Annotated in this window: 11 protein-coding genes; 7 read left to right on the plus strand and 4 right to left on the minus strand. The window is 72.3% G+C overall.

Annotated features, from left to right (window positions below; genetic code table 11):
• Positions 1-113: 113 nt before the first annotated feature.
• The 3 genes from BSB02_RS28330 to BSB02_RS28340 are packed head-to-tail and all read right to left on the minus strand — an operon-like array spanning position 114 to position 2,472.
• Positions 114-1,076 carry an adenylate/guanylate cyclase domain-containing protein gene (locus tag BSB02_RS28330; RefSeq protein ID WP_084963620.1) on the minus strand — a complete coding sequence of 321 codons (963 nt, stop codon included), beginning with the start codon at positions 1,074-1,076 and terminating at the stop codon, positions 114-116.
• Positions 1,077-1,102: 26 nt separating this feature from the next.
• Positions 1,103-1,618: a PH domain-containing protein gene (locus tag BSB02_RS28335; protein WP_084963621.1), complete on the minus strand. Its 516-nt coding sequence runs from the start codon at positions 1,616-1,618 to the stop codon at positions 1,103-1,105.
• The gene (locus BSB02_RS28340; RefSeq protein ID WP_084963622.1) at positions 1,615-2,472 is read right to left on the minus strand and encodes a biotin--[acetyl-CoA-carboxylase] ligase; all 858 of its coding nucleotides are present in this window, start codon (positions 2,470-2,472) and stop codon (positions 1,615-1,617) included. The genes BSB02_RS28335 and BSB02_RS28340 overlap by 4 nt, the downstream gene beginning before the upstream one ends.
• A 31-nt stretch (positions 2,473-2,503) precedes the next feature.
• On the opposite strand from BSB02_RS28340, the gene BSB02_RS28345 reads away from it, so the two are divergent.
• Together BSB02_RS28345 and fdhD are read left to right on the plus strand one after the other, a co-directional pair.
• Positions 2,504-4,702 (plus strand): FdhF/YdeP family oxidoreductase, encoded by a 2,199-nt coding sequence (locus BSB02_RS28345; RefSeq protein ID WP_084963623.1) that lies wholly within the window; start codon positions 2,504-2,506, stop codon positions 4,700-4,702.
• Positions 4,699-5,547 carry a formate dehydrogenase accessory sulfurtransferase FdhD gene (fdhD, locus tag BSB02_RS28350; RefSeq protein ID WP_084963624.1) on the plus strand — a complete coding sequence of 283 codons (849 nt, stop codon included), beginning with the start codon at positions 4,699-4,701 and terminating at the stop codon, positions 5,545-5,547. Before BSB02_RS28345 ends, fdhD begins: the two co-directional genes overlap by 4 nt.
• On the opposite strand, the gene BSB02_RS28355 is transcribed toward fdhD, so the two are convergent.
• Positions 5,525-6,667, minus strand: a complete 1,143-nt coding sequence (locus BSB02_RS28355; protein WP_240506700.1) for an ROK family transcriptional regulator — start codon at positions 6,665-6,667, stop codon at positions 5,525-5,527. The two genes, fdhD and BSB02_RS28355, sit on opposite strands and share 23 nt — an antisense overlap.
• A 21-nt stretch (positions 6,668-6,688) precedes the next feature.
• On the opposite strand from BSB02_RS28355, the gene xylA reads away from it, so the two are divergent.
• The 5 genes from xylA to BSB02_RS28380 all read left to right on the plus strand — a co-directional run bounded on the left by xylA (position 6,689) and on the right by BSB02_RS28380 (position 13,279).
• Entirely contained in the window at positions 6,689-7,843 is a 1,155-nt protein-coding gene (xylA, locus tag BSB02_RS28360) for a xylose isomerase (protein ID WP_084963626.1), read from the plus strand.
• Positions 7,840-9,261 carry a xylulokinase gene (locus BSB02_RS28365; RefSeq protein ID WP_084963627.1) on the plus strand — a complete coding sequence of 474 codons (1,422 nt, stop codon included), beginning with the start codon at positions 7,840-7,842 and terminating at the stop codon, positions 9,259-9,261. The genes xylA and BSB02_RS28365 overlap by 4 nt, the downstream gene beginning before the upstream one ends.
• A gap of 121 nt (positions 9,262-9,382) precedes the next feature.
• On the plus strand, positions 9,383-10,465 hold the full coding sequence (locus BSB02_RS28370; RefSeq protein ID WP_084963628.1) for an epoxide hydrolase family protein: 1,083 nt from the start codon (positions 9,383-9,385) through the stop codon (positions 10,463-10,465).
• A gap of 87 nt (positions 10,466-10,552) precedes the next feature.
• Entirely contained in the window at positions 10,553-11,647 is a 1,095-nt protein-coding gene (locus BSB02_RS28375) for an epoxide hydrolase family protein (protein ID WP_084963629.1), read from the plus strand.
• Positions 11,648-11,839: 192 nt separating this feature from the next.
• Positions 11,840-13,279 (plus strand): MFS transporter, encoded by a 1,440-nt coding sequence (locus BSB02_RS28380; protein WP_084963630.1) that lies wholly within the window; start codon positions 11,840-11,842, stop codon positions 13,277-13,279.
• Position 13,280: the final 1 nt, after the last annotated feature.

Below are 13,280 nucleotides of genomic sequence, written 5' to 3' on the forward strand. Positions count from 1 at the left end.
AAGGTTAGGCACACCTAAGATAGCTCACTATGGTTAGGCTTGCCTACGTGGGGTGCGACACAGGCATGACAAGTGCGACACAGGCATGATCCACCCATGAGTGGACACTCCGCCTAGGACGTCTTCTTCCGGATCACGTAGGGCTGGACCAGCCCCAATCCCCGCGCCGGCCTGCGCCGCAGCCGTACGGTCTCGACCCCTACGACGTCCCGCAACCCCTCGGCGAGTGCCTGGTCCACCAGCACCGTGCCGGGCCTCGCGATGGCCGTCAGCCGGGCGGCCAGGTTCACCGTGGTGCCGAAGACGTCGCCCATCATGGGCAGCACCGGCCCGTACGCCATGCCGATGCGCATGTCCTCGCCCACCAGCGCCAGGGCGATGTCGGCGGCCTGGCCGGGCGTGGGCGCGGTGAACAGCACCTCGTCGCCCAGCGTCTTGACCAGCCGCGCGCCGTGCGCGGCGATGACGTCGGCGGCGCGCGCCTCGAACCCCTCCACGAGCGCGGCCAGCTCCGCCTCGTCCAGCTCGCGCGAGCGCCGCGTGAAGGACACCAGGTCGGCGAAGCCCACGGCCAGGGTGGCGCGGGTCGGCACCGCCTCCTCACTCGTGTCGGCGATCGTCAGCAGCCGGGTGCCGGCGGCGGCCAGCTGGGCGCGCCAGACGTGGACGAGCACCTGCTCGAAGTCGGGCAGCAGCATCTCCGCCACCCGCATGACGCGGGCCAGGTCCTCGTCGGAGGGCTCCCGGTCGGGCGGCAGCATGGCGCCCAGCATGATCTCGGTCTGCCACTGCGCCAGCCGGGCGGTGGTCTGGCCCAGCGCCCTGGCCATGCGGACGGAGGTCTCCTCGTCCAGCAGCCCGGTGTCGAGCATGGTCCTGACCCGGCGCAGCGCGGCGACGTCGGCGTCGGTGAAGGCCACCGCGTCGTCCGGCAGCGTGGCGAAGCCCAGCGCCCGCCACAGCCGCTCGGCCAGCGCCGAGGACACTCCCGCCTTCTCGGCCACCTCCAGGCGCGTGTAGCGGGGGCCCGGGCCGACGAACAGCCGCTCGATCTCCTCGGGCGTCGGCCTAGGCATGCCGTACGGTCTCCCGGGGCGCCGGCCTAGGCATGCTGGTCGACGTCGCCGTCGGAGGCGTCCTCGACCAGGCGGAACAGCTCGGCGCGGACCTCCTGGATGCGCGGGATGTCCTTCAGCGCGATCTGCCCCTTCTCCCCCGCCGACTCCACCGTGAGCGTGCCGCAGCCGAGCAGGCGCTCGAAGAGGGTCTGGTCGGAGCTGACGGTGTTGACCTTGGTCATGGGGATCTCGTCGGTGGACTTGTTGAGCACCCCGGTGCTGATGGTGAAGCGGTGCGTGGTCAGCACGTAGCCGGTGTTCTTCCACCGCAGGTACGGCACGAACGACCAGACCGTCAGCAGGATGAGCGCGATGGCGCCGACCGCCAGCCTGGCGTAGAAGGCGTACTGCCAGTCGCCGGGGATGAGGTAGAGCCCGGCGCCCGCCGCGAGGGCGATGAGGAGCAGGGCGAGGACCGGCCCGAGGAGCTGCTTCCAGTGGGGGTGGAAGGAGCGGATGCGCCGCTCGCCCTCCGTCAGGTGGTGGTCGGGGAGTGTCATGGCGAAAGGCTAGCGTGGACCACGTCTCCCGCACTGAGCGTGTAGTGCTTGCCTTCGGCGGTGACCTGCAGGTGGCCGCCGGCGTCGACGCCGGTCGCCCGGCCGGTCAGCAGGCGCTCGCCGGGCAGCTCCACGCGCACGTCGCGGCCGACCGTGGCGCAGGCCGCGAGGTAGGCGGCGCGCAGCCCGCACAGGTCGGCGTCGCCGTCGGCGGCCGTCCAGTCGCGGTAGTGGGTCTCGACCTCGCGCAGGATCTCGCGCAGCAGCGGGTCGCGGTCCAGCCCCGCGGTGCGCTCGCGGTGGCGGGTACGGCCCGCCAGCTCGATGGCGATCGACGTCGCCCGCTCGACGGGCAGCTCGCCCGGCCGCAGCGACACGTTGATCCCCATGCCGACGATCACGGCGTCGTCGACCCGCTCGGCGAGGATCCCGGCGAGCTTGCGCTCCCCGACCAGCAGGTCGTTGGGCCACTTCAGGCGCACGTCGAGCTCGGCCAGGCGGCGCACCGCCGAGGCCGCGGCCACGCCGAACAGCAGCGGCAGCCAGCCCTGCCGCATCACGGGCACCCGCGGGCGGAACAGCGCGGAGAACGTCAGGCCCGAGCGCGGCGGAGCCGTCCATGGGCGGCCCAGCCGTCCCTTCCCCGCGAACTGCGCCTCGGCGACCAGCACGGTCCCCTCCGGCGCGCCGGCTCTGGCGGATCTGGCCAGGTCGGCGTTGGTGGACCCGGTGCGCTCGACGACGGTCACGCCGGTCCACAGCCCGCCGGGCCGCACGAGCGCCCGGGTGAGCGCGGCCTGCGACAGCGGCGGCCGGTCGAGGTCGGTGTAGCGGGACCGTGGAGGCTCTGCCATATGGCCATCATCCCGGAGGGAAGATGGGAAGATGAACCCGCGCAACTGGGCCTCGTGGCGGCCGTTCGGCATAGGGCTGCGCAAGCCCAACAACTACCTGGAGCTGTGGAAGGCGTTCAGGGCGGTCAAGGGCAACCGCCGCTACGCCTGGCGCATCCTCAACCAGGGCACCTGCGACGGGTGCGCGCTGGGCACGATGGGCATGCGCGACTGGACCATGGACGAGATCCACCTGTGCAACATCCGGCTGCGGTTGCTCCCGCTCAACACCATGCCCGCGCTCGACACCTCACTTTTGGGTGACATTTCCGGACTTGTCGGTAAAAAGAGTGCCGAGCTCCGCGGCCTGGGGCGCCTGCCGTACCCGATGCTGCGCCGCGCCGGCGAGCCCGGCTTCACCCGGATCTCCTGGGACGAGGCGCTGAAGCTGGCGGCCGGGCGGCTGCGCGGGGCGCGCTTCGGCGCGTACCTGACCAGCCGCGGCGTGCCCAACGAGAACTACTTCGCCGCCCAGAAGGCGGTGCGGGCCATGGGCAGCGGCAACATCGACAACGCCGCCCGCATCTGCCACTCCCCCTCGACGGTCGCGCTCAAGCAGACCGTCGGCGCCGCGGCCACGACCTGCTCCTACCGGGACTGGATCGGCTCGGACCTGATCGTCTTCATCGGCTCCAACCCGGCCAACAACCAGCCGGTGGCGATGAAGTACCTCTACCACGCCAAGAACGCCGGCACTCGCATCGCGATGGTCAACGCCTACCGCGAGCCGGGCATGGAGCGCTACTGGGTGCCCTCCAACGTGGAGTCGGCGGTCTTCGGCACGAAGATCACCGACGAGTTCTTCGGCGTCAACGTGGGCGGCGACATCGGCTTCCTCAGCGGCGTCCTCAAGCATCTCGTCGACAACGACTGGATCGACAAGGAGTTCGTCGACGCGCACACGACCGGGTTCGAGGAGGTACGGCGGGCGCTGGCCGGCCAGTCGTGGGAGGAGCTGGAAGCCGTCTCCGGCGCGCCGCGGCAGGACATGTTCCGCCTGGCCGAGCTGTTGGGCCGGGCCCGCTCGGCGGTCCTGGTCTGGTCGATGGGCATCACGCAGCACACCTTCGGCGAGGACAACGTGCGCGCCATCGTCAACCTGGCGCTGGCCCGGGGGTTCGTGGGGCGGGAGAAGTGCGGCCTGATGCCGATCCGGGGGCACAGCGGCGTGCAGGGCGGAGCCGAGATGGGCGCCTATGCCACCGGCCTGCCGGGCGGGCTGCCCGTCACGCCGGAGAACGCCGCGAGGTTCGCGCAGCTGTGGGGCTTCGAGGTGCCGGACGCGCCGGGGCTGACCGCCACCGAGATGATCGACGCGGCCCACGCGGGCGAGCTGGACGCGCTGATCTCCAGCGGCGGCAACTTCCTGGAGGTGCTGCCCGACCCGGGCTACTGCCGCGAGGCGCTGTCGCGGCTGAAGCTGCGCGTCCACATCGACATCGTGCTGTCCTCGCAGATGCTCGTCCCCTGCGAGGGCGACGTGCTGCTGCTGCCCGCCCAGACCCGCTACGAGATGGCCGGCGGCGTGACCGAGACCTCCACCGAGCGGCGGATCATCTTCTCGCCCGAGGTCGAGGGGCCGCGCATCGGCGAGGCGTGGCCGGAGTGGAAGATCTTCACCGAGCTGGCCGCCCGTGTCCGGCCCGAGGTCGCCGGGAAGATCCGCTACACCGGCACCCCGGCGATCCGCGAGGACATCGAGGCGGCCGTGCCCTTCTACCGGGGCATCGCCGCCCTGCGCAGGTTCGGGGACAACGTCCAGTACGGCGGGCCCCGCCTGTTCGCCGACGGCCGCTTCTCCACCCCCGACGGCCGGGCCCGCTTCTCCGCGGTCCGGCTGCCCGCGCTCGACCGCCCGGACGGCGCCTTCCTCGTCGCCACCCGGCGCGGCAAGCAGTTCAACAGCATGGTCCACGAGCGGCGCGACGCCTTCAACGGCGCCACCCGCGAGGCGGTGCTGATCAGCGCCTACGACGCCGACCGGCTCGGCCTGCCCGACGGCGCGCCGGTGGAGCTGGCATCAGGCTCGCGCACCTTCCGTGGGAGGGTCCTGCGTGCCCCGCTGATGCCGGGCAACCTGCAGATCCACTGGCCGGAGGGCAACGTGCTGCTGGATGAGTCCCGCCGCTCGCCCGAGGCCCGGATCCCCGACTTCAACGCCGTCGCGACCCTGCGGAAGCTCCCCTCATGAAGGTCCGTCCGGGTCCCACCACGCCGGTGCGCATCCGGCAGCTGTCGGGGACGAGCGCCCGCGACCGCCGCGACGATCTGGCCACCGAGGAGCCGCTGGAGATCCGCCTGCAGGCCGACGACGGCACGCGGACCGTGGCGATCACGATGCGCACGCCCGGGCACGACTTCGAGCTGGCCGCGGGTTTCCTCCACGGCGAGGGCGTCGTGCGGCCGGGCGGCATCGCGGGGATCGCGTACTGCACCGACGCGGACCTGCCGCCCGAGGCGCGGCACAACACGGTCACGGTGCGGCTGCGCGGCCCGCTGCCCGACCTGGCGACGCTGGAGCGCCACTTCCTGACCTCCAGCGCGTGCGGCGTGTGCGGGTCGGCCACGCTGGAGGACCTGCACGCCAGGTGCACGCCGCTGCCCCGCGGCGACCTCGTGCTCACGCCCGAGGTCCTGTACGGCCTGCCGTACCGGCTGAGGGAGGGCCAGGGGGTCTTCGGCAAGACGGGCGGCCTGCACGCGGCCGGGCTGTTCACCGGCGACGGCGAGCTCGTGGCGGTGAGGGAGGACGTGGGCAGGCACAACGCGGTGGACAAGCTCGTGGGCTGGGCGGCGCTGAGCGGGCGGCTGCCGCTGTCGGACCACGTCCTCATGGTAAGCGGCAGGGCCAGCTACGAGATCATGCAGAAGGCGCTCGCGGCGGGCGTCCCGGCGGTGTGCGCGGTGTCGGCGCCGTCCTCGCTGGCCGTGGAGCTGGCCAGGGAGTTCGGCATGACGCTGGTGGGGTTCCTGCGCGGGGAGCGCTGCAACCTCTACGCGGGCGAGGAGCGGGTCACGGCGCCACCGGAGAGGTGATCAGCCGGCGGATGACGTGGCCCGCCGCGCCCAGGATCGCCGCGTCGCGGCCCAGCCGCGAGGCCGTCAGCCGGGGCGCGGTGCGCCGCATGCCGCTCAGCCGCCCCTCCAGCGTCTCGGTGATCGGGCCGGCCAGCCAGGGGAACAGCGCCGACAGCGTCCCGCCGAGCACGATCAGCCCGGGGTCGACGAGCTGGACGGCCGAGGACAGGGCCAGGCCCAGCGCCCGGCCGGCCCCGGCGCAGGCGGCCAGCGCCCTGGTGTCGCCCCGCTCCAGGAGGGCCAGCAGTTCCTCCACCGTGGCCGGCTTGCCCGCGGCCTCCAGCAGCGCGTCCTGCCCCGCGTAGACCTCCAGGCAGCCGTGGGCGCCGCAGTGGCACGGCGGCCCGCCGGGGGCGATCAGGACGTGGCCGAGCTCGCCCGCGAAGCCGTGCGCGCCGCGGAACAGCGCGCCGTCCACCACGAGCCCGGCGCCGATGCCGATCTCGCCGGAGACGTAGAGGAAGCCGGGGCCGACCTGGCCGAACCACAGCTCGCCCAGCGCCGCCAGGTTGGCCTCGTTGTCGACGGTGAGCGGCAGCCCCAGCAGCTCGGGCGGCCGCACGTCGTGCCAGCCCAGGTGGGGGGCGTGGACGAGGACGCCGTCGTGGACGGGTCCGGGGACCGCGAGCGCGGCGCCCGCGACGGTCAGCTCGCCGGTGGCCGCCATCGCCTCGGCCGCCAGGTCGCACAGCTGGTCCAGGGCCTTCTGCGGGGCCAGCGCCCGGTTGTCGACCTTCCTGGTACGGCGCAGCCGTACGGTCCCGGTGAGGTCGACGACGCACACGGCCAGGTAGTCGACGTTGATCTCCAGGCCCAGCGCCGCCAGCCGCTCGCCGCTGAGCCGTACCAGCACGCCTGGCCTGCCGCGCTCGCCGTCGGAGGCGGCCTGCGACTCGGTGACGTAGCCGGCCGCGAGCAGGTCGGCCACGAGCTTGGACACGGTCGTCTTGGTCAGCCCGGTCCGCTCGCTGAGCGCCGCCCTGGTCAGCGGCCCGGCCCTGTGGATCTCGCCGAGCACGGCGGCGAGGTTGCTCGCCCGCATGGCGTCGTGCCGGATGCCTCTTGACGGTGTCTCCACAGGAGGAATATTAAGTGCATTATGTGGACTAATTTGGCGCCAACGCCGGAAGACCGCTTCACCTTCGGCCTGTGGACGGTCGGCTGGCAGGCCAGAGACCCCTTCGGCGACGCCACCCGCGCGCCGCTGGACCCCGTGGAGACCGTGCACAAGCTGGCCGAGCTGGGCGCCTACGGCGTGACCTTCCACGACGACGACCTGCTCGCCGTGGAGCCGGACCGGGAGCGCGCCATCGCCGCCTTCCGCAAGGCGCTGGGCGAGACCGGGCTGAAGGTGCCGATGGCCACCACCAACCTGTTCACCCACCCGGTGTTCAAGGACGGCGCCTTCACCAGCAACGACCGCGCCGTGCGCCGGTACGCGATCCGCAAGGTCATGCGCAACCTCGACCTGGCCGCCTCGCTCGGCGCGACCACCTACGTCTGCTGGGGCGGGCGCGAGGGCGCGGAGTCCGACGCGGCCAAGGACGTGCGGGCCGCGCTCGACCGCTACAAGGAGGCGTTGGACCTGCTCTGCTCCTACGTGATCGAGCAGGGCTACGGCATCCGCTTCGCCATCGAGCCCAAGCCGAACGAGCCGCGCGGCGACATCCTGCTGCCCACCATCGGGCACGCGCTGGCCTTCATCAACGAGCTGGAACACCCCGAGATGGTCGGGCTCAACCCCGAGGTCGGGCACGAGCAGATGGCCGGGCTGAACTTCGTCCACGGCATCGCGCAGGCGCTGTGGCACGGCAAGCTCTTCCACATCGACCTCAACGGCCAGCACGGGCCCAAGTACGACCAGGACCTGGTCTTCGGCCACGGCGATCTGAAGAGCGCGTTCTTCCTGGTGGACCTGCTGGAGAACGGCGGCTACGACGGCCCGCGGCACTTCGACTACAAGCCGCTGCGCACCGAGGACGCCCAGGACGTGTGGGACTCGGCCGCCGCCAACATGCGCACCTACCTGATCCTGAAGGAGAAGTCCAAGCGCTTCCGCGCCGACCCGGAGGTCCAGGAGGCGCTGGCCGCCTCGCGGGTGACCGAGCTGGCCGAGCCGACGCTGGCCCCCGGCGAGACGCTGGCGGACCTGGCGGGCGAGGAGTTCGACCGCGACGCCCACGCCGAGCGCGGCTACCACTTCACGCGCCTGAACCAGCTGGCCCTGGAACACCTGCTGGGAGTGCGGGGGTGACGCTCGTCGCCGGGGTCGACTCCTCGACCCAGAGCTGCAAGGTCGTCATCCGCGACGCCGAGACGGGCCGGCTGGTACGGCAGGGCCGCGCCCCCCACCCCGACGGCACCGAGGTGCATCCCGCCCACTGGTGGGCCGCGCTCGTCGCCGCGATCGAGGAGGCGGGCGGGCTGGACGACGTGGCGGCCGTCGGCGTGGCGGGGCAGCAGCACGGCATGGTCTGCCTGGACGAGTCCGGAAATGTCGTGCGCGACGCGCTGCTGTGGAACGACACCCGCTCGGCCCGCGCCGCCGCCGACCTGGTGGCCGAACTCGGCGGGCCGCAGGCCTGGGCCGAGGCGGTGGGCAGCGTGCCGGTCGCGTCGTTCACGGTCACCAAGCTGCGCTGGCTGGCCGAGCACGAGCCGGACAGCGCCGCCCGCACCGCGGCGGTGTGCCTGCCGCACGACTGGCTGACCTGGCGGCTCCAGGGCGCGCTGCGCCACGCGGGCGCCGACCTGGCCGCCTGGCCGCAGGCCCCGGCGCCGCCGCTGGACCACCTCGTGACCGACCGCGGCGACGCCTCGGGCACCGGCTACTGGTCGCCCGTCACCGAGGCATACCGGCTCGACCTGCTCAAGGCAGCCTTCGGCGCGACACCGCTGCTGCCCCGGGTGCTGGGCCCGGCGGAGGCGGCGGGCGAGGCGGCCGGCGGCGTCCTGCTCGCGCCCGGGACGGGCGACAACATGGGCGCCGCCCTGGGCGTCGGGCTCGGGCCGGGCGAGGCGGTCGTGTCGATCGGGACCTCGGGGACGGCCTTCGCGGTGGCCGAGCGGCCCAGCCGTGACGCCTCCGGGATCGTGGCCGGGTTCGCCGACGCGACCGGCCGGTTCCTGCCCCTGGTGTGCACGCTCAACGCCGCGCGGGTGCTGGACGCGGCGGCCCGCGTCACCGGCGTGGACCTGGCCCGGCTGGACGAGCTCGCGCTCTCCGCCCCGGCCGGGGCCGGCGGGCTGGTGCTCGTGCCGTACCTGGAAGGCGAGCGGACCCCGAACCGGCCCGACGCCACCGGCGAGATCCACGGCCTGCGGCTGGCCACCGCCACCCCGGCCCACCTGGCCAGGGCGGCCGTGGAGGGCATGCTGTGCGGGCTGGCCGACGCGCTGGACGCCCTGGGCCTGGAGCCGGAGCGGGTGCTGCTGATCGGCGGCGGGGCGCGCTCGGAGGCGGTCAGGAGGATCGCTCCGACGGTCTTCGGCCGTCCGGTGACCGTGCCGCCGCCCGGGGAGTACGTCGCGGACGGGGCAGCCCGCCAGGCCGCCTGGGTCCTGTCCGGCGGGGCCGAGCCGCCCGCGTGGACGCTGGGCTCGTCGGAGGTCTACCAGGGCGATCCGGTCCCGGCGATCAGGGAACGCTACCGGTCGGTGACCTCGTTCTAGCTGCTCGGCGCCGCGGAACTCCGCGACGCCGAGCTTTTTCGACTCTTCTATTGGAATGAAACATTCCGTTCTGATAGGCTGTGCAGCAGAACGAAACATTCCGATCCCAAGCGAGGCACCGATGGCCGAGATCCGTCCCTTCCGCGTCGACATCCCGCAGGCCGACCTGGACGACCTGCGCGAGCGCCTGGCGCGCACCCGCTACACCGACCAGATCCCCGGCTCGGGCGACGACTACGGCGTCAGCGTCGACCGGGTCCGGCGCATGGTCGACCACTGGCGCGAGCACTTCGACTGGCGCGCACTGGAGGCCAGGCTCAACGCCTACCCACAGTTCACCACCGAGATCGACGGCCAGACCGTCCACTTCCTGCACGTCCGCTCGGCCCGCGAGGACGCCCTGCCGCTCGTCCTCACCCACGGCTGGCCGGGCACCGTGCTGGAGTTCCTCGACGTCATCGAGCCGCTGTCGCGGCACTTCCACCTGGTCATCCCCTCGGTGCCCGGCTTCGGCTTCTCCGGCCCCACCACCGAGCGCGGCTGGAACCACATCCGGGTCGCCAAGGCCTGGGCCGAGCTGATGCGCCGCCTGGGCTACGACCGGTACGGCGTGGCCGGCAACGACGGCGGCTCGATCATCTCCCCCACCGTGGGCCGGATCGACCCCGAGCACGTGGTCGGCGTGCACGTCACCCAGATCTTCTCCTTCCCCTCCGGCGACCCGGCCGAGTTCGAGGGCATGAGCGAGGAGGACCTTGGCAAGGTGCAGTTCCTGCAGTGGTTCTGGGAGAACATGGGCGCCTTCAACAAGATGCAGTCCCAGGCGCCGCAGCACCTCGCGCACGCCCTGGCCGACTCCCCCGCCGGGCTGCTGGGCTGGATGGGCCAGCTCATGGGCGAGGAGCTGGGCCTGGACTGGGTGGTGGGCAACATCGCCGTCCACTGGTTCTGCCGGACCGCCGGCTCCTCGGCGCGCTTCTACTACGAAAACGACAAGGCCGAGCCGTTCACCGAGCCGACGACGGTGCCGATCGGGCTGGCCAACTTCAAGGACGACTTCCAGTCCATCCGCCGCTTCGCCGAGCGCGACCACACGGCCATCGCGCAGTGGAACACCTACGACGTCGGCGGCCACTACGCCGCCCACGAGGTGCCCGACGTCTACGCGCAGGACGTCATCGGCTTCTTCGGCAAGCTGAGCTGATCTCCATCGGCAGGCCGGGGCGATCGCGGAAGGAAACTTTCCGCGATCGCCCGTAGTGTCGGGACCAACCAATCGAGGAGCGATGCCATGACCGACATCCGGCCCTTCACCGTCGACGTCCCCCAGGAGCAGCTGGACGACCTGCGCCGCCGCCTCCAGGCCACCCGCTGGCCGTCCCAGGTGCCGGGGGCGGGCTGGAGCCGCGGCGTGCCGCTGGAGTACCTCAAGGACCTGGCCGCCTACTGGGCCGACGGCTACGACTGGCGGGCGTGGGAGGCCAGGCTCAACGCCCATCCGCAGTTCACCACCGAGATCGACGGGCAGACCGTCCACTTCCTCCACGTCCGCTCCGCCCGCGAGGACGCCCTGCCGCTGCTGCTGGCGCACGGCTGGCCGGGCTCGGTCGTGGAGTTCCTGCCCGTCGTCGACCTGCTGTCGCCGCACTTCCACCTGGTCATCCCGTCGCACCCGAACTTCGGCTTCTCCGGCCCGGCCGGGGCCGGCTGGGACAGCCACCGCATCGCCCGGGCGTACGCGGTGCTGATGGAGCGCCTGGGCTATCACCGCTACGGCGCACAGGGCGGCGACTTCGGCGCCTTCGTCGCGCCCGACCTGGGCCGGGTCGCTCCGGACCGCGTGGTGGGCGTCCACGTCAACGCCGCCACCGCGGGATTCATCCCCTTCGGCGAGGCCGACACCGAGGGGCTGACCGAAGGCGAGCTCGCCCGCCTGGAGCGGATGAGCACGTTCCTGTCCACCGGCAACGGCTACTTCCAGATCCAGGCCACCAAGCCGCACACCATCGGTTTCGGCCTGGCCGACTCCCCCGCCGGGCTGCTGGCGTGGATCGGCGAGAAGCTGCACGACTGGGCCCACCCGGCCGGCTCCATCGACCGCGACCTCATGCTCACCAACGTGTCGGTCTACTGGCTGACCAACACGGGCGCCTCCTCGGCGCAGATGTACTACGAGAGCATGAACAGCCACAACTGGCCCACCCCCTCCAAGGTGCCGACCGCCGTGGCCAACTTCGCCGAGGACATCGCCATCCGCCGCTTCGCCGAGCCGCTGAACACCATCGTGCGCTGGACGGAGTTCGACCGTGGCGGGCACTTCGCCGCCATGGAGGCGCCCGACCTGCTGGCCCAGGACGTCGTCGAATTCTTCGCCGGCCTGCGCTGAACGCGGAAAGGTTCTTGCCGTATTAGCTCGTAGCGTGGCGGTGTCGAAAGGGCCTCAAGCCATGTCTCTCGTCACCGCCGCCACCGAGTGGGCGGCGGACCACGCCCGGCAGATCTGACCCCAACTACTGGAATAAATCATTCCGTTCTGATACTCTGAAACAGAACGAAGCATTCCGTTCTAGGAGATTCGATGACCGTCCTCGACGCCCGCCCGGTCGACACCCCGCCCGCCACAGAGCCCGCCGCCAAACCCGCCGCAGAACCCGCCCCCTACAAGTGGCGCTGGCCCGCCCTCGGCGTGATCCTCGCCGGCTCGGTGATGGAGCTGCTCGACGCCACCGTCACCAACATCGCCGGCCCCACCATCCGCGCCGACCTCGGCGGCGGTCCCGCGCTCCTGCAGTGGCTCGGCGCGGCCTACGTCCTGGCCATGACCGCCGGCCTGCTGACCGGCGGGCGCCTGGGCGACATCGTCGGACGCAAGCGGATGTTCCTCATCGGCATGGCCGGCTTCACGGTCGGCTCGCTGCTGTGCGCCGTCGCCGTCTCCCCCGAGACGGTCATCGCCGCACGCGTCCTGCAGGGCCTGTTCGGGGCCGCGATGATCCCACAGGGCATGGGCCTGATGAAGGAGATGTTCCCGCCCAAGGAACTGCAGGCCGCCTTCGGCATGTTCGGCCCGGTCATGGGCCTGGCCGCGGTGGGCGGGCCGATCCTGGCCGGCTGGCTGGTCCAGGCCGACCTGCTCGGCACCGGCTGGCGGATGATCTTCCTGATCAACCTGCCGGTCGGCCTGCTCGCGGCGCTGGCCGCCGCCCGCTTCCTGCCCGCCACCCGCCCCGCCGGCGGTGTGAAGCTGGACCTGCCCGGCACGCTGCTGGCCTCGCTGGGCACCGTGCTGATCGTCTTCCCGCTGGTCCAGGGCCGCGAGCACGGCTGGCCGGCCTGGTCGTTCGCGATGATGGCCGCCTCCCTCGTCACCTTCGCGCTCTTCGTCGTCTACGAGAAGCACCGCAAGGCGCACCACCTGGTCGCTCCGAGCCTGCTCCGCAAGCCCGCGTTCCTGTCGGGCCTGGCCGTCGGCGCCATCTACTTCGCGGCCTTCGGCGGTGTGTTCATGGTGATCGGGCTCTACACCCAGCTGGGCCTGGGCTTCTCCCCGCTGAAGGCGGCGCTGACCAGCGTGCCGTCCTCCCTGGGCATGATCCTCGGCATGGGCGCCGCGCAGGGGCTGGCCAGGCACGGCCGCCGGGTGCTGCTCGCCGGCGCCGTGGTGATGGGCCTGGCGACCACCGCCCTGCTCGTGGTGGCCGAGCCCGGCGTCTCGCCCTGGCAGCTGGCTCCGGCGCTGGCCTTCCTGGGCGTCGGCAGCGGCCTGGTCATGGGTCCCTACTTCGGCATCGTGATGGCCGCGGTCGACCCGGCCGAGACCGGCTCGGCCTCCGGCACGCTCACCGCGATCCAGCAGGTCGGCAACGCCCTCGGCCTGGCCGTCCTGGGCACGGTCTTCTTCGGCTCGGGCAGCGCCGAGATCACCTTCGGGGTCGCGGCCGGGATGACCGCGCTGGTGCTCGTGGTCGGCCTGCTGCTGCCCAAGCAGGCCAGGCAGGACGCCGGCTTCGCCCACTGAC

The sequence above is a fragment of the Thermoactinospora rubra genome (assembly GCF_002093975.1).
Classification (GTDB): domain Bacteria; phylum Actinomycetota; class Actinomycetes; order Streptosporangiales; family Streptosporangiaceae; genus Nonomuraea; species Nonomuraea rubra_A.